This window comes from Clostridium sp. (assembly GCF_051654825.1).
Taxonomy (GTDB): domain Bacteria; phylum Bacillota; class Clostridia; order Clostridiales; family Clostridiaceae; genus Clostridium.
This window is the reverse complement of record NZ_JBOFYU010000039.1, coordinates 19,772-43,963: the sequence shown is the minus strand read 5'-3', so window position 1 is coordinate 43,963 and position 24,192 is coordinate 19,772. Positions and strand designations below refer to the sequence as shown.

The 24,192-nt window shown below is 28.5% G+C and carries 16 protein-coding genes; 3 read left to right on the top strand and 13 right to left on the bottom strand.

The window, feature by feature from the left end; all coding sequences use genetic code 11:
- The 12 genes from ACRDBA_RS02350 to ACRDBA_RS02295 all read right to left on the bottom strand — a co-directional run.
- On the bottom strand, positions 1-1,776 hold a 1,776-nt coding region (locus tag ACRDBA_RS02350; RefSeq protein WP_438571334.1), incomplete at its 3' end, for a beta-glucoside-specific PTS transporter subunit IIABC.
- Between the two features lie 129 nt (positions 1,777-1,905).
- Positions 1,906-2,748: a BglG family transcription antiterminator LicT gene (licT, locus tag ACRDBA_RS02345; protein ID WP_438571333.1), complete on the bottom strand. Its 843-nt coding sequence runs from the start codon at positions 2,746-2,748 to the stop codon at positions 1,906-1,908.
- Between the two features lie 271 nt (positions 2,749-3,019).
- Entirely contained in the window at positions 3,020-3,907 is an 888-nt protein-coding gene (locus ACRDBA_RS02340) for a potassium channel family protein (protein WP_438571332.1), read from the bottom strand.
- Between the two features lie 141 nt (positions 3,908-4,048).
- Positions 4,049-4,444: an HI0074 family nucleotidyltransferase substrate-binding subunit gene (locus tag ACRDBA_RS02335; RefSeq protein ID WP_438571331.1), complete on the bottom strand. Its 396-nt coding sequence runs from the start codon at positions 4,442-4,444 to the stop codon at positions 4,049-4,051.
- A complete protein-coding gene (locus ACRDBA_RS02330; protein WP_438571330.1) occupies positions 4,431-4,721 on the bottom strand; it encodes a nucleotidyltransferase domain-containing protein in 291 nt (96 codons plus the stop codon). Before ACRDBA_RS02330 ends, ACRDBA_RS02335 begins: the two co-directional genes overlap by 14 nt.
- Positions 4,722-5,022: 301 nt before the next feature.
- On the bottom strand, positions 5,023-6,225 hold the full coding sequence (locus ACRDBA_RS02325; protein WP_438571329.1) for a redoxin family protein: 1,203 nt from the start codon (positions 6,223-6,225) through the stop codon (positions 5,023-5,025).
- A 258-nt stretch (positions 6,226-6,483) separates the two neighbouring features.
- The gene (locus ACRDBA_RS02320; RefSeq protein ID WP_438571328.1) at positions 6,484-6,813 is read right to left on the bottom strand and encodes a winged helix-turn-helix transcriptional regulator; all 330 of its coding nucleotides are present in this window, start codon (positions 6,811-6,813) and stop codon (positions 6,484-6,486) included.
- Between the two features lie 23 nt (positions 6,814-6,836).
- On the bottom strand, positions 6,837-7,289 hold the full coding sequence (locus ACRDBA_RS02315; RefSeq protein ID WP_438571327.1) for a hypothetical protein: 453 nt from the start codon (positions 7,287-7,289) through the stop codon (positions 6,837-6,839).
- 265 nt (positions 7,290-7,554) lie between these two features.
- Positions 7,555-9,921 (bottom strand): ATP-binding protein, encoded by a 2,367-nt coding sequence (locus ACRDBA_RS02310; RefSeq protein WP_438571326.1) that lies wholly within the window; start codon positions 9,919-9,921, stop codon positions 7,555-7,557.
- 258 nt (positions 9,922-10,179) lie between these two features.
- Positions 10,180-12,060: an OPT family oligopeptide transporter gene (locus tag ACRDBA_RS02305; protein WP_438571325.1), complete on the bottom strand. Its 1,881-nt coding sequence runs from the start codon at positions 12,058-12,060 to the stop codon at positions 10,180-10,182.
- A 445-nt stretch (positions 12,061-12,505) separates the two neighbouring features.
- The gene (locus ACRDBA_RS02300) at positions 12,506-14,395 is read right to left on the bottom strand and encodes an alkaline phosphatase (protein ID WP_438571324.1); all 1,890 of its coding nucleotides are present in this window, start codon (positions 14,393-14,395) and stop codon (positions 12,506-12,508) included.
- Complete coding sequence (locus tag ACRDBA_RS02295; protein ID WP_438571323.1) at positions 14,395-16,215, bottom strand: alkaline phosphatase; 1,821 nt, start codon at positions 16,213-16,215, stop codon at positions 14,395-14,397. Before ACRDBA_RS02295 ends, ACRDBA_RS02300 begins: the two co-directional genes overlap by 1 nt.
- A gap of 337 nt (positions 16,216-16,552) precedes the next feature.
- On the opposite strand from ACRDBA_RS02295, the gene ACRDBA_RS02290 reads away from it, so the two are divergent.
- The 3 genes from ACRDBA_RS02290 to ACRDBA_RS02280 are packed head-to-tail and all read left to right on the top strand — an operon-like array spanning position 16,553 to position 18,519.
- Positions 16,553-17,110, top strand: a complete 558-nt coding sequence (locus ACRDBA_RS02290) for an accessory gene regulator B family protein (RefSeq protein WP_438571322.1) — start codon at positions 16,553-16,555, stop codon at positions 17,108-17,110.
- Positions 17,111-17,124: 14 nt separating this feature from the next.
- Positions 17,125-17,247: a hypothetical protein gene (locus ACRDBA_RS02285; RefSeq protein WP_438571321.1), complete on the top strand. Its 123-nt coding sequence runs from the start codon at positions 17,125-17,127 to the stop codon at positions 17,245-17,247.
- A gap of 12 nt (positions 17,248-17,259) precedes the next feature.
- Complete coding sequence (locus ACRDBA_RS02280) at positions 17,260-18,519, top strand: sensor histidine kinase (protein ID WP_438571320.1); 1,260 nt, start codon at positions 17,260-17,262, stop codon at positions 18,517-18,519.
- A 76-nt stretch (positions 18,520-18,595) separates the two neighbouring features.
- On the opposite strand, the gene ACRDBA_RS02275 is transcribed toward ACRDBA_RS02280, so the two are convergent.
- Positions 18,596-23,899 carry a beta-N-acetylglucosaminidase domain-containing protein gene (locus ACRDBA_RS02275; RefSeq protein WP_438571319.1) on the bottom strand — a complete coding sequence of 1,768 codons (5,304 nt, stop codon included), beginning with the start codon at positions 23,897-23,899 and terminating at the stop codon, positions 18,596-18,598.
- Positions 23,900-24,192: the final 293 nt, after the last annotated feature.

Sequence of the window (24,192 nt, the reverse complement as noted above, 5' to 3'; positions counted from 1 at the left end):
TTGTCCTTTTACCACATTATCATCTTGTTTTATATGGGCTTCGAAGCCTTTTCCACCTAATTGAACTGTATCTAATCCTACATGAATTAAAATTTCTACTCCTTCATTTGAAGTAATTCCAATAGCATGTAAGCTTGGGAATAAAGTTGTAACTACACCATCGATAGGTGCTACTACCTTTCCTTCTGTAGGTCTAATAGCTAAACCTTGTCCTAGCACTCCTGTAGCAAAGGCTGCATCTTCAATATCTTCTAGCTTTATAGCTTCACCTTTTATAGGACTAGCTATTGATACTGTTTGTATTCCCTTATCTTCTACTTTTATTTCTTCTTTTTTTATTTCTTCTACTATTACTTTCTTTTCTTCTGTAGTTTCCTTATCTTTATAGAATATCATTGTTAACACAAAACCTACTATTAATGAAATAGCTATTCCTGTTAATGCAACTATTAAATTACCCATTCCACCATTTGGTTCAATCATTGCTGGTAATTCAAATATTCCCATTCCTCCAACCATAAACTTTCTAAAATTAAAGAATCCATAAAATGCTCCTCCAATTCCTCCAGTAATACAGCTAATTATAAATGGTTTCTTTAAAGGAAGTAATATTCCATATATAGCTGGTTCAGTAACACCAAATATTCCTGATATAAAGTTAGGTAAAGCCATTTCCTTAATCTTTTTATCCTTAGTCTTGAAGAATATAGCCAATACAACTGCTGAAGTTGCAAATGTACATGCAAAGAATGGCATCATTACATTGTCATATCCCATAGTCATAATATTATTTATATAAACAGGTATAAATCCCCAATGAAGTCCAAAGATAACTAGAACTTGCCATGTAGCCCCTACTATCGCCCCTGCAAGTAATGGACTAAAATCTCTTACTGTAAATACTATTTCTGAAATTATTGTAGATCCAAATGTTGCAACTGGACCTATAACTATAAATGCAATTGGTAATGATACTAATAATGTTAACATTGGCACAAAGAAAAACTTAACTAAATCTGGTACTATTTTATTAAATAACTTTTCACATTTTGAAGCAAAGTACACAGTTAAAATAACTGGAATAACTGTTCCTGTATAATCCATTGATATTACAGGTATTCCAAAGAAAGTCATATAAACTGGTGATTGGAATATTGTCCCTCCAAATAATGTATATATAGGCTCTGACATACTAGATAAAGCACTAGATTGTATAGCTGGATAACACATTATTGCACCAACAACTAATCCTAACATTGGCTTTAATCCAAACTTTTTAGCTGCAGTATATCCTAAAAATAGTGGTAAGAATGTAAATAGTCCATCTCCTATTGCATTTATAACTAATGCTCCCCCAGTAGTGTCACTATATAATCCCATTGCAATAAATAATGCATTTAAACCCTTTACCATACCACAAGCAGCCATAATCCCTAATATAGGTTGGAAAATTCCTGATATAATATCTATAAATTTATCAAGTGGCTTAGTAGGCTTCTTTTCTTCATTATCAGCCTTTAAATTATCAACATCTATTAATTCACATATTTCTGCATATACATCTGAAACATGATTTCCAATTACTACTTGATATTGTCCACCACTTTTCATAACAGCAACAATACCATCCATATTTTTTAAGACTTCATCATTAGCTATACTTTCATCCTTAAGCTTAAAACGCAATCTTGTAATACAGTGAATTAAGCTAACAACGTTATCCTTTCCACCTATGTTTTTTACAATTTCTTTAGATAATTCCTTATACTTTCCCATTTTTATCTCCTCCATATTTCTAAATAATTTTTGAAATTGGAAGGTCTGGCCAACTTAATGTTACCATCCAGCTATAAAATAAATAGTTTAGTTTAATTAATATCACTCCTCTTTAATTCTGCTTTATAATTATAACTTTGAGTCTTGAATAACCTTTGCAATATGTATAGTTAAATATACATATTCATCATTTGATAACTCATAGTTATATTTTTTACTAATAAAAAGTTTAATTTTGCTTACACATTTAAATTCTTCAGAATACTTTATTTTAATTATATTTACTAGCTCATCATCTGCTCCACTATTATAAGTGCTATTTGAAAATAACCTTTGAGCAAAATATCTTAAATGAGTTATAAATCTATAATAAAATACTGATTCTTCTTTAAATTCTATTCTAAAATTAATCCTTACTATTGTAAGAATTTCTTCAATTAACCTTGTAATTTCTTGAACCTTAGGCTGATCTATATCTAATTGAGCATTTACAATATGAAGTGCTATAAACCCAGCTTCATCCTCTGGTAGCCTTACATTTGTTTTTTCTTCTATAAGCTCTAATGCTTTTATTCCAATTTTATATTCTTCCTTATAGAACTTTTTAATTTCCCATAAAAGAGCATTTTTTATAGTAATATTATTTTTAATTCTTTTTATTGCAGTATAGGTATGGTCACTTAATGAAATATAAATTCCCTCATTAAGCTTTTTTCCTAATATATTTTCTGCATATTCTATTATTTCCCCTGATAACTTCATATGTTCTATTGGTATTTTACTAAATAATTCTTGAAATTTATCTGAAACCTCTCTATTAGATATTCTAAATACTTTATTTATCTTTTCCTTCTCAATAGCTTCACCTTTTGCTTTTTGATACCCTATCCCTTTTCCCATTACGATTGTTTCTTCACCATTTTCATCTGAGGTAATTACAACATTATTATTTAATACCCTATTAATTATCATAACGTGCCCTCCCTTTAAATATTTTTAGAATCCATTATAATGATTATTTCTTTAAAAAAGCAAAAAAAGCCCATCCATTATAATGCACAAAATACCTATAGATATTCTCTGCATACTAATGAATAAGCTTAGCTTGTACTTAAACAATTACTACCTAATTCCAATATTAATGATACAGTAAAAATTATTTTCCGTCAACGTTTTCTTATTAAGATTGTAAAGGTAAAAAATGTATGCAAATCAACTATAACATCTTTTACCTTTATATATTTTAATCTTCCTTAGGTGCTTCTTTATAAGATAGCATGCTGCTTAAAAATACAGTTAAGCATATTACACTTGTAATAGATATTATTATTGCTACAATTTTTGCTTCTGGAGTAATGGGAATTATATCTCCATAACCTATAGTAGTAAAGGTGATTATTGTATAATAAAATAAATCAAAATATCCTGTTGCATTTAAATATGCTCCACCATCTATTGCATTAACAAAACATACTGCTAAGTAAAGATTTAATACAAGCATAATTAATAAAAGTATAGCAGCTGCCATTACCCTACCATAACTTGCTGCATCCTCTGACTTTGACTTAACATGAGTTGGATTATTCATAAGAGTTAATAAAACCTTTAAGTTTAAATAATAGCAAATTGCCACTCCTACTAATCCTAAAAATGCATTTTCACTAAATTGATCTGGAAATATTAAAAGAACCATTAAAAATGTACTTGTTATAAAATAACTTAAAATAAAATCTACCTTTAAATTTTTATTTTCAACTTTATAAATAAACCTATGTATTTTTGAGCTTACAAGAAGCAAATAACCTATTGAATAATGGACTATAATAAATGAAGCTATTGATGCAACAATCTTTATTATCCACTCCACACTAATAGGTAAATATGTATCTAGATACCTTATAATACTTGTTGCTATAGAAACAAATGCTACAGCTTCTGCAAATAAAACCATTCCACCTTGAGTTAACTTTACAATTAAGGCTCTTTCAGTAAACAAAGCCTTATAAGTCTCATTTATTTCCCACATTAACCTTCCTATAGTTGTTTTTATCTTTCTATTGTTTCTTATACTTCTAACTATTAATGCCATTAAAACTATAATAGTTGTTCCTACTATAACTAATTTTCCCATTAAAACCTCTTTCTTAATTAAAGTTATAAAGAAAAGTTCACAGGTATAGTATTTAATTATTAAAATTAAGTCTACCCATTCACTTTTCTATTTTCAAACTTTTAACCTTTAACTCTACTTTTCACGCTTAATCCGTCATTCCTACAACAGCTTTTCTAAGTTATCTACTAGCTCACCAATAGCATCAACATATTTATCTACAATTCTTTGTGCTACTTCATCAGCTAAATTTTCATTATAAATATGAGATGTTAAATTTCTATCCTCTAATAAGTTTATCCAAACTAAATCATCTGAAATCATATTATTAACATATGCCTTTTTATATATGGTTCTTGGAAATGAATTTTCTAATGTTACTCCTAAATATTTCATAAACTCTCTTAAAGCTTTATGAGTTAATTCATATGTAAATTCAAATCTTTGTATAAGACTATCTCTAACTATATCATTTTTCCCATCATATAAATTGCTTACTTCTACTAACCTTTCATAAGCTCTTTTTAAGTTCATATATTTAAACTCAACACTTCTCATAAATAACTATTCCCTCCTTATTTACCTGCGCTATAAATAATTCATCATTAACTAAATTCATATCTGAAAAGTCAAATTCTAATAAGGTTGATGTATTCATTTCTATATCTTCAATAAATTCTACTAAATCTCCCTTTGAATATATAGCTAAATCAATATCACTTTTTAATGAATTATCGCCCCTTGCTCTTGAACCAAAAAGCTTGATTTTATCTATTTTATCATACTTACTCGCTATTGCAATTATCTCATCTATTATAATCTTCTTTAAATCCAACTTAAATTCTCCTTAACATAATCTATCTATATTATATACCAATAAATGAAAAAGGAGCCATAATAATTGTCTTTTCGTTTTTACATTTTTTGCACACAAATAATTAAAATACATATTATTTTTTTAATATTTTCTAATTACTGCATATTTTTTCTATTATCTGTCTATACTATAAGTAAAGATGATGACGCCCTTTCTCCTTTTTCTCACTTTCCTTTACAGTGTCATCGTCTTTATTTTTGGCATTTTTAAAAGCAAGGATACCGCTCATCCTTGCTTTTTATATTTTCACAATAAATATTTATCTTTCGCTTTCTATTAATTGCTTCATAGTTTCCTTATTCATTGCACCTGGTACATATCTAGTTATATAGCCATCCTTATCTATTATAATTGTAGATGGGAATGCCCCTATTCCATATCCATAAACTATATCAGCATTTTTATCCATTACAGTTGGGAATGAATACCCTTCCTTACTTAAGAAATCTTTTATTTGCTCTTCTGAACCTTCTTTTCCTAAATTAGGAGAAGCTAATCCAAGCATAACTACATCTTCCTTATTTTCACCATATTCTTTATATAGTTCTTCTATATATGGCATTTCTTCTCTACATGGTGGACACCATGTTGCCCATATGTTTAAGAACACTGTTTTCCCCTTATATTCACTAAGAGTATGTGAATTTCCATATTGATCTGACAAAGTAAAATCTATTGGTAATAATTTTTCTTCTTCATTACTATTACCACCTTGACTACTTGAGTTATTTTGATTATTTTGACTTGCTTGATTTTTATTACTATTATAAGATAGCTCTTTATTTATATTAATAGTTCCATTAATAAGCATAATAACACCAGCTATAATAATAAATGCTCCACCTATTTTTTTGATTCCATTCATATACTTTTTAACATTATCAAACTTCTTAAACATCTTACTATAAAATAATGATGCTAGTATAAATGGAACAATAAACCCTATTGTATAAATTAATATTAATAAATTTGATGTTAAAAGGCTATCTGAACTTGAAGCCATAACTAAAACTGATGCTAATATAGGGCCTATACAAGGCGTCCATCCAAAACTAAATGTAAAACCAAGTATAAATGCTGAAGTTTTGGACATTGTTTTATGTTTTAAATTAAATCTTTTTTCTCTACTTAATAATTCTGATTTTATTACTCCTAAGTAGAATAATCCCATTATTATAATCACTACTCCACCTAAAACCATTATTAAGTTTTTATTAGTAGTAAAAAATGCACTTAAAGCATTAATTGATGAACCTAATATAAAAAATGTAGTTGAAATACCTAAAACAAAGAATATAGTATTTTTAATTAATACATTATTCTTAAATTTAGCATCCCTTAATTCCTCTACACTGCTATTAGAAAGCATACTTAAATATATAGGCAATATTGGCAATATACATGGTGAAAATATCGACAATACACCTTCAATAAATACAATAATAAAATTAATATTATCCATTCTAAAATCCTCCTCTTAATATTTTTTAACTCTCTTCACTTTTCCCTCTTACTTTTTCATTCTTCACCCTTAATTCTTAATTCAATAAAATAATACCTTAATATAATCTTTTTAACCATTAGGTACTTTTTAGTAACCCCTTAAAAATAACCTACACTTTATCATTAAACAATAAAGATTTATAATTTACAATATTTTCCCATAAAAAATAGTATTAAATAAAAGCCTTTAACCTTAGCTCTTATTTAATACTATATATTAATCACAAGAAATATTTTCATTACTCCAATTTATCATATTTTCTAAAATAGGTAACAATGATAATCCAGATTTACTTAAATAATAGGTAGATTCAACAGTATTATTAATTATTTTTTTTTCATTTATTACTATATTATTTTGGATTAATAATTCTAATTGCTGAGTTAACATTTTCTTACTACAACCATTTAGCCTTCTTTGTAGCTCTCCAAATCGAATTTTTTCGTCCTTAATTTTCCAAACAATTCCTGCCACCCATTTCTTTCCTAAAATATTAGATAAAGCTTCTATAGGACACCCATATGTAGAATCATCTACCTTATACATCTATCTCCTCCTGAACTACTATTTTAAAGACCACATCCTAACCCAATTAATATTTCTTGGAATAATTGATCTTCATTTATAGCTTTAATATTATCTACCACTCTAATAGAGCCAACTACACCATAATTTTTTATTATTGCATAATTTATATCCTGCTCTAATTTAATTTTAGTAGTAAATTTTCCATTTTCATAATTTAATGGAGTCATTTCTCCTGTTGGTGGACTTATTATAAATACCTTGCTAGATTCATCTATTCCGTCTACATTTACAGTAAATTCATCTTGTGCTTCTACTACTGTTACAAAACTATCTAAATCTTCCCCTGCTAAAGTTTTATTTATTACATCCTTTTTAATTACTTCAAATGAGTATCCTGATACAACTTTTTTCCCACCACTTTGTAGCATAACTCCTATAGTTATACCTAATATAAAAACTATTATAGTAAATATTGCAACCTTTTTGTTTTTCATAATACTATATCCTCCTATTAATGTCCATTAAAGACAACTTTAGTTACAAAAAATAGAGCTTAAAAGAAATAAGAATTAGGCACAACACTTTCGCTGCTAACCCTTCTTTATAAAATTTCTTTTCCACTCTATCATTTCCTACTTATATAAATTGTACTAATTAATAGTATCATAAACAATTAGGCACTTTTTAGTTACTACTATATTATAAATATAATTAAAATTCAATATAAAACCTTTGAAGTTAACTTAAATTTAAAATAATTTATAAATCATAAATATCCGAAAATTCAATACTACATCTTTCTAGCTTTCCATCTACATCATCAATTTTATTATCTATGTATTCTTCATCTACAAATACTCTTTTTCTTGGTAGAGTAACTATAAATGTAGTTCCTAGTCCTTCTACACTTTCAACTTGTACACTTCCATTATGTAGTTCCACTATTGACTTAACTAAAGATAATCCTATTCCACTACCTTCGCATTTTCTTGTCATTAAATTATCTATTTGAGTAAATCTTTCAAAAATAAACTCTAAATTTTCTTTTGGTATTCCTATGCCACTATCCTCTATTTTAATAATTACATTTTCTTCTTCTAATGATATATCTACATATATATCACCATCAGAATTTGTAAATTTAATTGCGTTAGATAAAATATTTAAGATAACCCTTTCTATTTGTTCCGCATCACAAGATATAATTTCTTCTTCTGTTTCTGTATTAAAAGTTAAATTAATATTTTTTCCTTCACAGTAAGTTACTACTGACATAACTATATCTTCTACAACTTCTACAATATTATTATTTTGTGGATTAAGATGATAAAACCCAGCATCAATTCTTGTAACATCAATAAGGTTGGTTACTAACCTTAATAAACGATAACTATTTTGCTTAAGTACATTTAAATACCTTTCAAAATTATCTTTTTTATTTTCATCTTCAAACTCATTAACATAATCTTCTACAACTTGTACTACTGCCATAATAAGTGTAAGTGGTGTCTTTAGTTCATGTGATAAGTTTGCAAAAAATTCTGTTCTTACTCTTTCTAACTCAATTGATTTTTCTACTAATCCTTCTTTTATTTCTAACTCTTTTTCTCGTGTAATATCTCTTCCTGACCCTAAGAAGTATCCATCTGCATGCTTATAGAATCCTTTTCCCCATTGAATCCACTTGTAAGAGCCATCTGCGCATCTAAATCTATTAATAAAAATCAATCTTCTTTCATCATTATCTCTAAATACATCTATAGAATTAAAACTTGCATCTAAATCATCTGGATGTACTATATCCATCCATTTCATTTTTAAAATCTCTTCTTTACTCCAACCTAATACATCTATAACACCTGAACTAACACTAAGGAAGTTTCCCTCTTCATCAATTTTCACTATAATATCCGTAGCTACTCTTATAAACTCCTCTAACTCTTGCCTGATGTTTTCCTTCTCACGTTTTTCTACATTTAACCTTTTTAAAAACCTTATGTACTTTATTATAAATCCAACTTGATCACATACATATTTTATTAAATCATTATTAAGTACTCTTGCTATAGGGTATGATTCATAACTAATACTTAAAAAACCTATAAACTCATCATCACAAATAATAGGTTTTTTTACTAGATAGAAATTCTTAACATCTAAATTTCCTTCAACATTTAAAATCTCATTTACATTTATATATTCTATTTCTTTAAAATTACCTGTAAGGTAATTATTTACCTTTTCATCAGATATATTTACTGCTTTTCTTTCATTAAATATATTTTTAATATTTTTATTTAAAAAGTACGGTAATATACTTTTTTCTTTTTTGTCGTATTCCCATATATTAAATAAATCTGTCTTAAAATAAAATTGAAATATACTCTTTAATCCATTAAAAAGATTATCTTTATAATCATCAATTTCTCTTCCATCTTCTTTTTGATTTTCTAAAATATTTAAACATTTAAAGGTTTGTAACTGTACACCTTTAGTAAATGTTACATTTTTTAAAATTGTAGCTATAAATTCTACTTCTCCTAAATCATCTAATATTGGAAAATTTCTAATTTCATAACTTTCTTCTATTCCATTTGTATTAACAACTGCTTCATTAATACAACTATTTTTAGACTTCTTTATATAGTCATCATTTTTTGAAATTAAACCATTATAAATGCACTCTGTAACTTCATTATTCATAATTGTTCTTACTTCATCTTTAGATAAATTATATTTATTAGCACAAGTTTGATTAATATATAAATATTTGTTATTTATATTTTTAATAAAGGCACATGATTCTAAACTATCAACTAGTTTTTCTATATTTATTAGTTTAGAAATTTTATCGCCTTCCCAATTAACTTTAATTACATAATATTCATCATAAGATAGTCCTAAAATACTTATTTTATATTTAGCTTTTATTAAGTCATTTCCTTTGCACAAAATTAAAGCAAACTCATCTTTTATCTTTATTAATCTATTTAATTCCTCTAAAGATAGATTATCCCTATTTTTATAGCCCATTTTTTCTTTTAATTCCTTATTAATAGAAATAACTTTCTTTTCCCTGTTTAAAATAATAATATTTTCTATTAATTCATCAAAAAACCTTTTCATTTCCCCCAAACATTCTCCCATCATCTGCATTTTAATATAAAAATTATATCATACTTCATAAAAAAAAAATTAAAATATTTTTTGCATTTTAATAATTTTTAAAATTTTTTTTAATTTGATTTTATACTACAGCACCAAATATAACTTTTAATTTCCACTTATTCCTAAACCAGACAACATATAATAAAACACACCATGCCATGATATTTAAATTTAATATCACTACATAGTGTGTTTTTATTATATATATTAACTACTCTATTTTTTACTCTTTTCTTTTGATAACATTATTGGTATTGTAGTTGCTATAACTAATACTACTAATAATATTATTGCCATTAAGTTTCCTGATGCAAAGCCTACTGGTGTTTTAGGAGTTATTACACCTGATAATTGAAGTATAATACCTAATAATCCTATTATAGATCCTCCTGCAACTAAACCTGATGAAAGACTTATTCCATTTGAAACCTTAAGTGCTTTATCTTCATCACTCTTACTAATTCTTTCTATAAATACTCTTATTAATGCTCCTACTAATATTATTGATGTAGTTGATATAGGTAAATAGAATCCTATTGCTACAGTCATTATTGGTAGGTTTAAGAAGAATAAGAATAGAGCCATAACAACACCAACTATAATCATTGGCCATGGTAAATTACCTGACATTATTCCTGATGTTAATGTTGACATTAAGTTTGCTTGTGGAAGAGCAAATGGTGCATCAGCTCCTGTAATTGCTAATTGATCCTTTAATACAAGTATTGTTCCTGTAACTACTACTACACCAACAATACTAGATATCGCAAAGTAATTCTGCATTTCTTTTTTGCTTCCACCAATCATATAACTTACCTTTTGTGATTGACTATATCCACCTGCTACTGAAATAGCTACTACCATAAATAATGCAAATAATAGTAATGATTTATTTGAAGCTAAATCAGTCCATCCCATTATAACAAATACTAGTGTTAATATAACTAATGATGCTATTGTCATTCCTGATACAGGAAGATTTGATGTACCTATTGTACCTGTTAAACGACCAGCAACTATTACAAATAATAATGATAATATTAATGAAACTATTGCTGCAATAATAGCCATTTTAGCACTTTGTGAAACTATAAATCCACCTACAAATGCTAAGACTACTCCTGCTAAAAGTATAATAATATGTCCTGTACCTTTTTCTTCACTACCTTCATTTCCTGAAGTAGCTTTTAAGGTTTCTCTTATTGAAACTACTATAGTTGGTATAAGCTTAATTGCTCCTATTAAACCACCGCAAAGCATCATACCTGCTCCGATGTACTTAACATAACTTCCTGATATTGCATTTACATCCATTTGATTTAAAAGGATTGCAGCATCATTCCATGCTTGTGACCCCTCACTTGCAAAATCAGTAAAGTAACCTATTAATGGAGCAACTCCAAAGTTAGCTAATATTGATCCAGCAAACATAGTTAAAGCTACTTCTAATCCAACTATAAATCCTATACCTAATAATAATGGATTTACTTCAGTAGAAAATTTCCACTTATAAAATTTACTTCCTACAAATGTAAAAGTATTGTTTATTAAATTTAAAAATGAACTTGTTACAAAGTTTATAACACCACTTATTGCAAATCCAATTCCCATAAACTTTATAGCATCTCCGCCTTCTTCTGAAGCTACAAGAGTTTCAGAAATTGCTAGAGATTCTGGATACATAAGCTTTCCATCTTCTTCAACAATTAAATATTTATAAACTAATGATAAACATCCCATTCCAAATAGCGCTCCTGCTATTCCCACAGTTATACCTTCTAAAAAAGTTATATTACTTCCTATTAATATAATTGCAGGTAAAACGTAAATCATTCCACTTGCTATAGATTCTCCACCACTAGACATACCTTGAATTAAGTTTTTTCCATATATGCCTTTTCCACGTGCGAAAACTCCTATAAGCATTGAACCTATAATTGCTCCAGGTATTCCAGCTGCAACAGTTAAACCTGATTTCATTCCTGAATAAGCAGTAGAAGCTGCAAATACTGCTGCTAAAACTATACCTATTATCATTACAGCTAAGCCTGAACCACTTTTAGACTTATTATTTTCTTTTGCCTGTTTTTTGTTCATCTTTATCCCCTCTTTTGCCTTATTTAGCATTTCATCATTAGTATCTCAAATTTCATTGAAAAAATTCGACATAATTCGTTGTTAGAATATTAAAATACATTAAATCCTACCATTTTTAATTATTTTAGGCAAGTTATCCAAAATATCAAAAAATCAACCAAAAGACTTTTCACTTATTATTTTAATTATTTTTACATTATTGAAAAAATACCCTAATACAAAAATAAATTTCTTGTATCAAATATGTTAAATATTTATTTATATAATCTGAAATTTTATCATCTTTTCAATAAGCCCATTATCTTTAAGCATTTCTTTAGCAACGTCTTTTAATCTACTGTTTCTACTTTATTATATGTTATATATCTTTTACACTAAATTAAAACAAAACAGTAGGTAAACTTGTATAAAAACAAATTTACCTACTGTTTAAAACATTTTTTAACTACTGAGACTTTTTATTTTTCTTAGCTAATTTTGCTCCAACTGCTATGCTTACTGCTGCTGCTGATAATAATCCTAGGCTTCCTACTACTGCTCCTGTATTTGGTAAGCTTGTACCAGGTTTTGTTGGCTTATTAGTTCCACCATTAGAACTTCCATTACCACCTTGGTTTCCACCATTTCCTGTGTTTCCACCATTGTTTCCATTGTCTCCACCTTGGTTTCCATTGTTTCCACCCTCTTCTCCTGGGTTTCCACCATTTCCTTCTTCATCAGGATTTTCACCTTCTGATTCACCGACTACAGCTTTAAACTTTTCAACTATTTCGTTGTTTCCATAAATAGTGTCTTCACTTATTACATTTACACCATCTATTCTATAAGTTTCTGAAGCTTCTCCATCTACAATTTCAACTATATCTGTATTTCCATAAATCTTCATTGTAACATCATCTTTTTTAGCTTCTGCTACTATGTCGATTCCTTCATTTTCTATTATTGTAACTTCTGCTCCTAAAGCTTCTAAGCTAGCTTTTATATTTTCATCATATAGCTTGTATGTTGTTCCATCTAAATCTAATGATAATGAACCTTCTATAAATCTTGCTACTTCGCTAAGATGTATTGTTCCTGATAATTTCTTATTTCCTGCTGGTACATATGCACCTAAGTAAACATCTCCACCAGTATGTTTTTTAGTTGTATATCCAAGCTTAACTCTTCCTGATATAACACTATTAATATCTTGATTTTTAAGTGCTTCAAGCTCTACATCTGTAAGGTTATCAAAGTTCATATATTCCTTAGCTAAAGTTCTTATTTCTGCATCACTTTTCCCTTTAATTAAGCTTTTAAACTTTCCTTCATTAACCTTTATTCCATTTAAATTCATTAGTGAATCTTCAAAAGTTAAGTTATCATATCCAACAGTTGTAGATTCATTACCTATTGATATACCACTATTTCCGTGATCGCTTGTTACTATTACTATAGTATCATTTCTATCTTTAGCATAATCTAATGCAACTCTAACAGCTTCATCAAAAGCTAAGGTTTCAGTAGCCATACCAATGGCTTGTTGTGAATGAGCTTCCCAGTCGATTTTACTTCCTTCTATAGTTAAAGCAAATCCATCTTCATCTTTTTCTAATATTTCAATAGCCTTTTTAGTTTGCTCTGCAAGACTTGGTTGCTCTGGCGCAAATTCTTCTCTATTTATATCTAATTCCTTAGTAAATATACCCCAAACCTTATTATCTTCAATAGAATTTAAACCTTCTCTATTTCTAACAACATCATATCCAACTTCTTTAACCATTTCTTCTGTTACTTCTGGAGTTCCGTCTCCTCCAAAATATACATCTAAATTGCTATATACTTGTTGCTTTCCTATAACAAATTCCTTATTTCTATCTAAGTAATGTGAGCTAAATGCTGCTGGTGTAGCATCAGTTGGATGTGAACTTGAAATAAGTCCTGTTGATTTTCCTTCTTCTCTAGCTGCTTCTAAAAGATTTGCAACCGGCTTTCCTTCTCCATCTATACCAACTCTACCATTAATAGTCTTTACCCCTGAAGCTAAAGCTGTTCCCCCTGCTGCTGAATCTGTAATTGGTGAGCTTAAACTATTAGTTTTAGCAAATCCAACTCTGATTTCATCCATAGCCATTTTGTAATTGCCTATTTTTCCATCTTTAACATCTTCAAAGTATCTTGCTAACGTAACAGTGGTATCACTCATTCCATCACCTATAAGATAAATTACATTTTTAATCTTATCATCTGAAGCATTTACTTCTACTGGCGCTACTGCATTAAATGAAATTGCTCCTATCATTACTGCTACACCTGTTGCTGCTATTATCTTATTTATAATCTTCTTTAATACCATTAGTTAGCCACCTCTTCACTTACATTTTCTTCACTAGTTTCAACATTTTCTAAAGCATTCTCTTTTTCAGCTTCTTCTTTGTTTTCATCAGAACTTACTTCTTCTTTACTATCTTCAGCCTTTAATTCCTCTTCTAATTTAGAATCTTCCTTACTATCTTCAACCTTTAATCCTTCGTTCTTCTCTTTTGCTTCTTCATTAACTTTTGTTTCTAAAGGTTGTAATCCACTTACTACATCTATTAATTCTTGAGGTATATAGAATCTACCTGTGTTTATATCATTTTTGTACATATAAGGCATAACTGATTTTAATGATTTAGCTTCACCATTTAATGTGTAATCATTAGTAAATAACTCTAATTCTATTACATTGTTATCTTTATTTATAATAGCCTTTATATTTTGTGGATTTGAAGTGTCTAACTGTACAGTTGCTCCAATTTTAGCTAAAGCTTCTTGTCCATCTATATATAACTGATTAGTTAATTCATTTAATCTATTTGCATCTCCAAATAATAAATCTGCCATATAAGTTGCTAAGTTTGTATTTTCAACTACTCCACTTAACTTCTTTACTGAATCTGGCGCATAAATTCCTAAATAAACATTTTCACCAGTATGTCCACCTGTCGTAAATCCAATTCCTGTTCTGCTTGCTAAAACTCTATTTAAGTTTCCAGCTCTTACTTCTGCAATTTCTTCTGGAGTTAATCCTGAAACACCATAATACATTTCTACAAGTTGAGCTACTTTAGCATCCTGTGAACCTATTGAAGGTAATATTTCATTATTAAAGAATTCTTCAGTAATTGAGAAGTTCTTATAATAATCTAACTTTTCATAACTCATTCCTTCTGTATTTTCATAGTTTCCTATTGATAATCCACTATTTCCATGATCTGTAGTTACTATTACAACTGTATCTTCTCTATCCTTTGCAAAGTCTAAAGCTTCCTTTACAGCATTATCAAAAGCAATTATATCTGATACCATTGCACTTGGTGTATTAGCATGAGCTGCCCAGTCAACCTTACTTCCTTCAACCATAAGCATAAATCCATCTTCATCTTTGCTTAATACTTCTACTGCCTTGTTTGTCATTTCTGATAAGCTTGGTTGATTATTTCCACTTTCTTCTCTATCTATATCATAATCAAGATCTGCTTTTGCAAAAGCTCCCCATAATTTATTCCCATCATAATTTAACATTGCTTCTTTATCTTGAACAAAGTCATAACCTGCTTCATCTATTCTTCCTTTTATTTCATTAGTAAGCTCATCAGTTTTTAGGTTAAATCCTCCCCCTAAAACTACTTCTAAATCATTATTAACCATTTGTCTTAATATATCATCATATCTACTTCTATTAGTTGTATGTGCTGAAAACCCTGCTGGTGTAGCATGGGGTATTTCTGAAGTTGCTATTAATCCAGTTGCTTTTCCTTCTTGCTCTGCTGCTTCTAATACTGTAGCTAGAGGCTTGTCCTCAACTGATGTACCTATATATTTATTTTCTGTTTTATTTCCTGTAGACATAGCTGTTGATGCTGGAGCTGAATCTGTTATTGGTCCTCTTGCCCATGTTGTGTTTACTGCACCTACTGATATTTCATCCATAGCTAAGCTTCCACCATTTATATGTCTAGCTAAAGTCAGTGCATCTGTATTCATTCCATCTGCAATCATCATAATTACATTTTTAGGTCTATTTTGCTCTGATGCTATTACCTTACTTGAAAAATTATTTGCTAAGTTTAATGTATATACTCCTACTAGTGCTACTGCTATAGCAACACACTTCTTTAACTTTTTACTCATTAAAAATATTCCCCCTGTAGTTTATCTATATTATTTTTCTTTTTGTTTTTCTCATCTACAAACTTATTTTAATATATAAAACTACTTTTTAAGTTACCACTATGATAAAGGTTCGTTAAGAATACTTAACATATATTAACTTTTTAACCCTAAATATTAAATCAACTTAACATTATTTTCCTATATTTTTTATATTTTAGCTAAATATTCCCCTAATAACGTAATTCTCTACTAATTTATTCATTAAAAACTTAAAATTACTTCTTCTATATGTTAAAATATATATGCACAATTGTTTATATACTAACAATTTATCTAAAGGGAGAAGAACAATTAAATGGTAAAAAAGCTAATAGATAAAACAATTAATAATCTAGCTATACATAATAATTATACAGAAGTCCAAACAGAACAAACAAAATATGTTTTAACATTAATTACATATGAATTTATAAAATTAGCATTAAGCTTATTTATATTTAGTTTGTTTGGATACTTTGCTGAAAGTGTATTAATTATTGTGTTTATGAGCCTAACTAAACCATTTACTGGTGGCTATCATGAAGATAGTCAAATTAGATGTTTTATTGCTACTCTACTAATTATGTTATTTATAATTGTACTTTATAAAACTAATGATTTAAGTTTTATTGGATACATTATATTAGCCTTTTTAAGCATTTTTGCAGTATATAATATATCTCCAGTAATTGATTCTAGAATGCCCTTAACTAAAAAAGAATTTATCCAAAGAAATAAACTTATTGGGACATTTAATACTTTAGCATTCTTATTAATTGGATTAATTTTATTTAATATTAAATTTGTTTCACAAATTATAATATGGACTAGTGTTGTACAAGCTATGCTTTTATTCAACAAATATAAAAAATAAAGGAGGTGAACTAAATGAAAAAATATTTAGGAACATTAATGTTACTTTTAACTGCAGTATTCGTTAATTCTAACCCATCTTCAGTCCTTACTATTGGTGTTGAAGAAATGCCTGAGTCAATGAAAAAAATGAGATAAGTAGGTTTTTAAATGATTGAATTTATTGTAGATAGTATAAATAGCATTTTACAATGTATGATGTTTGTTTTAATTCCCACTTATTGTACAGAATATCGCTATAAAAATTCTAAAAAGAAAACAATGCTTTACGTATTCCTATTATGGGTAATAGTTCAAATTACTACATTACTTATGGGAAACTCAAGCTTTGGAGCTATCATAATGCATATAGAAATATTAGTTATTGGCATGATAGTATTTAAAAATGACTTTTTAGGAGCATCAACTGCTTTTAGTATTGTTTATGCGTTTATAGCAATTAATTTATTAATAACTTCTAATTTAGTATGGGGATTCATTCCCTCTGTAATACCGAATTTTAATATAGAAGTTTTTGGTACAGCATTACTGTATATTTCACAATTTTTAATGGCATTTTTCGTATTATTCCGTAAAGATATAATTTATAAACTATATTTAGTTTTAAGAAGCAAATACTTTACAACAATATCAACTATAATAATAACAATAATACTAGATTTTATCATATCATTTAATAGAATTGTTCATGATAAAGATAATCCACTATTTAAAGAAATTATATTTATTTTACTATGTATTTTTATAATCGGAATAACACTATACTTTGCAGGAATAGAAAAAAAGTCAAAAGAAATATATTTATTAAATGCCGAACTTGAGGAAAATATAAATGAACTAAAGAAAATGAAACATGATTATGGAGCACAAATTTCATATTTATATGGATTACATCTTATGGGAAAACATGAGCGAATTGGTGAACTTTTAAAGGATATAATAAATGGTTATAACAGCATAGTTCCTGAAGTTATCATTTCAAATAATAATGAATCTATAATATCCACAATTGTAAATAGTATAAGTCACGATGGAGTAAACATAGTAATTGATGAACAAGCTCCTTTAAGTGATACTTATATATCAGAAATGGAACTTCAAAGAATAATTTCTAATATATTAAGAAATTCAATTACAGCTATGAAAAAGCAAGGAACTATTAATATCAATACATATTATGGATATAATAATCTTATTTTGGAAATTAAAAATGATGGCCCTAAAATAGATGATCTTATTATAGAAAAAATATTCCAACCAGGTTTTTCAACAAAGAAAAATGAACGCAAAGAAAATGGATTTGGTTTAACTATAGTAAAGGAATTAATAGAGCTTAAAAAAGGAAGTATTTCTGTTAAGAGTACTTTAGACGCAACAACTTTTACTATAAAATTTCCTATAAGGGATTAACTTAAATCTTATCATATATAATATTGCTATTTAAAATAAAAATAGAAGTAGGCAAATGCCTACTTCATTTTTTATATTATTTATTTTTTCTTCTTAAAAGTGTACCTACTGCTGCTGTTAATAATCCAAATAATCCTACTGCAGCTGCTGGTGTTCCCCCTGTTTGAGGTAATTTACCACCATTATTGTTGTTTGAGTTATTATTATTTCCTGACCCATTATTGTTTGAACCACCGTTATTTCCTGATCCATTATTGTTTGAGCCACCATTATTTCCTGAACCACCGTTATTATTGTTTCCGTTTCCATCTCCAGCACTTGCTATTAATCCGTCCATAGCTCTTTGAAGTGATTTAACAGCATTTGATACTTCTTCCTCTGTTGCATCTTCATTTACTAGAACATCTTTAGCTAATGCTAAGCTACCTTCTAATACAGTCCAAGTTTCCTTAGTGTACTTACTTGAATCTAAAGCTTCTGCCTTGTTTATTAAGTCTTCAAGTAACTCTTTATTAGGTTTTAATCTTAATTGTGCAAATGCTCTTACTAATTCAGTATAAGTTTCATTTACTTCTTCTTGCATTGCATTTTCATTAGCTATTACAGCTTTTGAATTTGCTAATACAACAGTAAGGTTATCCCAAGTTTCCTTAATATATGCATCTGAATTTAATTTATCTATTTCTGATACAAGCTCTATTAGGTATTTCTTATCACCTTTTTTGAATTCTAATTTATGCATTGCCTCACTTAATCTAATAAATGATGCTTCAACTTCTGCTTGAGTTGCTTTTTCATTAGCTAAAATTGCTTCTGCTTCTACCATTGCAGCTTTAAACTCTTCTACAACTACTGGTACAACAGTTGAAAGTTCTTCTTCTGATACTTTCTTAGCTTCATCTAATATAATTTTTAAATGTTCTTTGAAGATTTCAATTTCCTCTTCTAAGCCTTCTATTGCAGCTGTTAATTCATCTATTGCTACAGTAACTTCTTCTTGAGTCGCATCTTCATTAGCTAATACTGTATTAGCAGCTTGTAATGCATTGTTAAGAATATTTAATGTTTCTTCTGTGTAATTAACATCACTACTTAATATTGCATTGGCTTGATTTACAGCATCCTTTAATCCTGAAATGTTAACTAATCCTGTAATTGCATTTACTAAGTTTTCCTTAGCTTTATTAATACTTGATTGTGTAGCACTTCCAAGGTTATCTAAAACTTTATTAGCTTCTTTTAGAGCCTTAGCGTAATTTTTAAAGCTTCCTGCTGTATAGCTTCCTTCTTCATAAGTACATGAAGATATTAATTCTTCTAAATCAGTTATATTTGGAACTTCATAATCATTTATAGTAACTACTTCATAAATTGTAGGAGCTTTTCCTTCCCACTCAATTTTAATTTCAAATATATTTTCATACTTAGTATTTACTATTTCATTTAAGCTCTTATCTAACTTTCCTATTTGATTCCAAACTTCTTCTCCAGCTTCGTTAATTCCTGTTCTAACCATAACCTTAGCATTAGAAATTTCACTTCCACTTTGAACGATATTAATTTTCTTTATATCAGTTTTTTCTGAAATACGGTAAGTTAAGCTTCCGTTTTTAATTTCTCCGTTATTTGTATTTGGTTTATATCCTGTAGTTAAATCACCATCAACTATATTTCCAGGTGCAAATCCTTTTTCTTCAATTGGATTTGAAACAAATGTAGGATTATTTACTGTTGGTACATATTGTCCATTATTTATTAATAATTGGTTTATTACCATCCAACGGTCTGGGAAACCAGCTGTAAATAACATTCTTACATATCTAGCTTCTTGTTCAATTTCTCCACTTTCTATATAACTATGTGATATAGGAACTACTCCACCTGATATACTTCCATGCTTATATCCATTATCTCCTGGCTTAGTATTTAAATCACTTGAAGGATTTTGTACGCCATCACCAACAGTTATTGCATCTACCCAAGTTTCTCCATCTAAAGATAATTGAATCTTACCATCACGCATATAATCTTTTTCAGTATCATATACAAGGTACTTAAGATCTCTAACATTAATAGTTTGACCTAAATCATAAACTATTGTGTCATTTGCTCTAGGTGCTGCAAAGAATTTAGCTGAAGTGCTATAATTTCCATCAAATGCAGCTTCTACATCTCCATAGCTATTTGTATATGCACTTACTAATGATGGCTCATATACTTCATTAGAATTAACTTCAAATTTACCTAAATCAAATGTAACTGTTTTATCTGCAATTAATCTAATGTAACGTGCATCTTCTAAATTATTAAAATCTACATCTTTCCATTCAATTGTATTCATTGAAGTTTGTAATTTTAAACCATCCATATTTGAAGCTTCAAAATCTATGCTTCTTAAATCTTTAATACGATCTAATTTTATACCTATATATTCACCTTGGTTTAAAGTAATTTCATTTTTAGGTAATAATTTTGTAAGTGATTCATCTACAAATTGTGATTCTACTCCAACTTTTACATTAGAATAAACGTGTCTAGTATATTCTGTTGTTGTGCTTCTTTTAACTTGTAATTCTGAGAATTTAACCCACTTGTTAAGTTGCTTTAAGTTTGTAACTCTTACATATCTAGCTTCAACACCACCAAGGTCCTCATCTATAATATCTTTTCCAGCATTGCTTGAATAAGTCTTATACTCTGTCCAGTTTTCATTATCTACTGAATACTCTAACTTATAATCTGACCACTTATCTCCATCTCCAGCTCCAACTACAAAGTGAACCTTACCTACGTTTATAACTTCTCCTAAGTCTAATCCAACAAAGTCTCCAACGTTAGTTACATCCCCTGTGTGTGTTCTATACCAAACAGATGTATCATCATTTCCATCAGTTAAGCTAGCTTCATTTCCACTATAAACACTCCATCCTGGTGTTCTCATAAGTGTTGCATCTATTGGTGCTTCTTCTTCCTCTACTTCAGTATTTTTATTTATAGTAAAGTCTTTAATACCTAACCATGTATTTGTCTTTTCTTGAGTTGCAATTATACGAACTCCCATAGCAACTATATCTAAACCTTCTACTTCTATCTTTCCAGGTTTTGTATATAATTGACCATCTAAATCTATCCAAGTCTTACCATCTTCTGTATATTGAATCTTAGCTTCTTGCATAGTATCATTTGAATTTCCTCTTGCACCCATATCTATTGTAATATCTTCTATTTTTATAGCCTTATTATATTTAACTCCAACATAAGTTCCTACATCTATAGTACTTGGATTTTTAAATACTACTTCTGTTTCTGGATTTTTATCTAATAAGTTTTCTAAGCTTCCAACTGGAGCATCTTGTCTATTAGTTATAACTGTTGTTATAAGCTTACTTGGATCTACAATTGAAGAAACTGTTTCTGATAAATTTTGTGCTAAAGTCTTTATAAATGGTACTATATGTTGTACTCCGACTTCTGCATTTTGGTAATGATCTACATACCAGAACGTATATGTTTTTGATTTTTCAAAAGCTGATTGTGCTTCTGAATAGTAATTCCATATAACATCATTTCCTAAATCATCTTCAATTGCAATAGCTGCATTTAAGTATGCAATAGCTGCATCTGTAGTGTCAGCCCAACAATCTAACCAGTAAATTATTTGATCTCTTGTACGAGGATTTCCTGGATTTTCTTTATAGTAAGCTGCTGCATTTTTTAAGTTTGTAAATTCTTGTATTAATGCTTCAGCATCTTCTTTTATGCTTGCTCCAGTTGCAAATTTTTCTTTAAAAGCATTTAATTTAGGAGCTAATTCTACTGATTCTTCAAGTTTAGTAACTCTTCCATCCATGTTTTGGTTTATCATATGCTTACTTAATTCTCTTAAAGCAAGTGATGAAGCTGTTTCTTCAGCTGTTCCATGGTCCATATATTTAAATGAATCACTCCAGTTTTGATCTGCTTGTTCCTTGTTATCCCAAATGTTCCAAGCATAATCAGCGGCTGCAAATAATGCTGATTTATTAGCTTCAGCTTGTTGCATAGGATTTAAAACTACACCTTGTATAGTTGATGGGTCTACACCTGGATGTAAGAACGTATCATTTCCACCCATTATTAAATGTTGCTTAGAGTTATCTGAACATGGCCAGTTTATCCAGTAATAAGGTGCTCTTCCTTCATATCCTTCTGAAGCAATATTGTTTTTATAGCTTTCTCCAAAGCTTTGAGAAACTTCTCCCCAAATTCTTCCTCCAGTTGCCATAATACTAATATTGTCACCAGCTTTATTTACTTCTTTTAATTGTTGTGAATCTCCCCATCCCATATAATCATTTGGACAGAAGATAATTCCATCTTTTAAATCAGGATAAATTTCTTGTTGCTCTCTTAACCATACTGTTAAATCTTCTAATAATTTTACATATGTTGTAGGACCTTGTGGTGGCACCCCTGCATCATCTGCTAATATACTAAATTGTCTTACTCCAGCTTCTATTAATTGAGTGAATTTAGCTTTAATTACATCTAAATCTGCTTGATAATTTTCCTCTGTGTTAAATCTCATAGCATTATGCATAAATGGATGTAATGCATATACATATCTAGTTTTGCTGGCTTCACCAGCTAAAGCTAATTTCTTTACTTCTTGAAGTTCTGCTTCTGGATATAAGTCTCTCCACTTTGAGTTATGATATGGATCATCTTTAGGAGCAAAGATATATTGATTTAATTTATAATCTCCACCGTAAGTCATAAGGTCTGCTCTATCTTCATTTGACCATGGGTTTCCATAATATCCTTCTATAAATCCACGATATGCAACTTCTGCATAATCATCAATTCTAAAGTTTCTAATTGTGTTATCATCCTCTAATTGATTAAATACATGTTTTAAAGTAGTTACTCCATAAAAAGCACTGTCTGCATCTTCTCCTAGTACGCCAATTACCCCTTCATTAGCATAAACTAGATGTGAATCTAAGTTTTCATCAAAGAATGTTTCTTGATGAGGAACTTGCTCATTAAAGTAAACGTCTACAAGTTCACCAGACTCATTAATACCTATTAATATATTTGTCTTACCATCAACAATTCCAGTTGAAACTTCAAAATTAATATTATGTTTCTCTAAAATTTCTGAAAGACGATTCTTCGTATAAATATCTACACCTGTTTCGTAAACTATATTTACACTATTTCCAATAGTAAAGTCTCCATTTTCATACTCTGTACTTTGTGGTACTGGATAAATTTCATAATCCATTACCTTTGAAGGTTCCATTATTTCAGCTGATACTTTAACATTTCCCATTACATTTGTTAATGCAATAGCTGCAGCAAGCATTGCTGCTAATCCTCTTTTAGATCTTTTTATCATGAATCTTCCCCCCTAAAATCATATTTGAATTAAATTTAAATTTAGACAACAAAAAAAGCCAGAAAGAATCCATATATATATAAATAATATATATACTTTTTTCTTTCTGGCTAATGCTCAAATTTACATATTTTGATAACACGCCCAATTAATTTAAATAATTCGATTTTAATACATTAAATATAATACATTTTTTACATTAAATCAACAATTTTTTAAAAATTTTTAAAAAATTTTTTTTTAAGTTTTAATTAACTTTTAAAATTTTTTTCATTTATTTCTTTTCGATTTAT

Excerpts from the sequence above, each read along its gene's own strand:
- ACRDBA_RS02320 (WP_438571328.1), bottom strand. The coding sequence starts at position 6,813 with ATGTATAAGGTAGATGATTCTACATATGGGTGTCCTATAGAAGCTTTA.
- ACRDBA_RS02310 (WP_438571326.1), bottom strand. The coding sequence starts at position 9,921 with ATGAAAAGGTTTTTTGATGAATTAATAGAAAATATTATTATTTTAAAC.
- ACRDBA_RS02285 (WP_438571321.1), top strand. The coding sequence starts at position 17,125 with ATGAAAAAATATTTAGGAACATTAATGTTACTTTTAACTGCAGTATTC.
- ACRDBA_RS02300 (WP_438571324.1), bottom strand. The coding sequence starts at position 14,395 with ATGGTATTAAAGAAGATTATAAATAAGATAATAGCAGCAACAGGTGTA.
- ACRDBA_RS02280 (WP_438571320.1), top strand. The coding sequence starts at position 17,260 with ATGATTGAATTTATTGTAGATAGTATAAATAGCATTTTACAATGTATG.
- ACRDBA_RS02305 (WP_438571325.1), bottom strand. The coding sequence starts at position 12,060 with ATGAACAAAAAACAGGCAAAAGAAAATAATAAGTCTAAAAGTGGTTCA.
- ACRDBA_RS02315 (WP_438571327.1), bottom strand. The coding sequence starts at position 7,289 with ATGAAAAACAAAAAGGTTGCAATATTTACTATAATAGTTTTTATATTA.
- ACRDBA_RS02290 (WP_438571322.1), top strand. The coding sequence starts at position 16,553 with ATGGTAAAAAAGCTAATAGATAAAACAATTAATAATCTAGCTATACAT.
- licT (WP_438571333.1), bottom strand. The coding sequence starts at position 2,748 with ATGATAATTAATAGGGTATTAAATAATAATGTTGTAATTACCTCAGAT.
- ACRDBA_RS02325 (WP_438571329.1), bottom strand. The coding sequence starts at position 6,225 with ATGGATAATATTAATTTTATTATTGTATTTATTGAAGGTGTATTGTCG.
- ACRDBA_RS02340 (WP_438571332.1), bottom strand. The coding sequence starts at position 3,907 with ATGGGAAAATTAGTTATAGTAGGAACAACTATTATAGTTTTAATGGCA.
- ACRDBA_RS02275 (WP_438571319.1), bottom strand. The coding sequence starts at position 23,899 with ATGATAAAAAGATCTAAAAGAGGATTAGCAGCAATGCTTGCTGCAGCT.
- ACRDBA_RS02335 (WP_438571331.1), bottom strand. The coding sequence starts at position 4,444 with ATGAGAAGTGTTGAGTTTAAATATATGAACTTAAAAAGAGCTTATGAA.
- ACRDBA_RS02295 (WP_438571323.1), bottom strand. The coding sequence starts at position 16,215 with ATGAGTAAAAAGTTAAAGAAGTGTGTTGCTATAGCAGTAGCACTAGTA.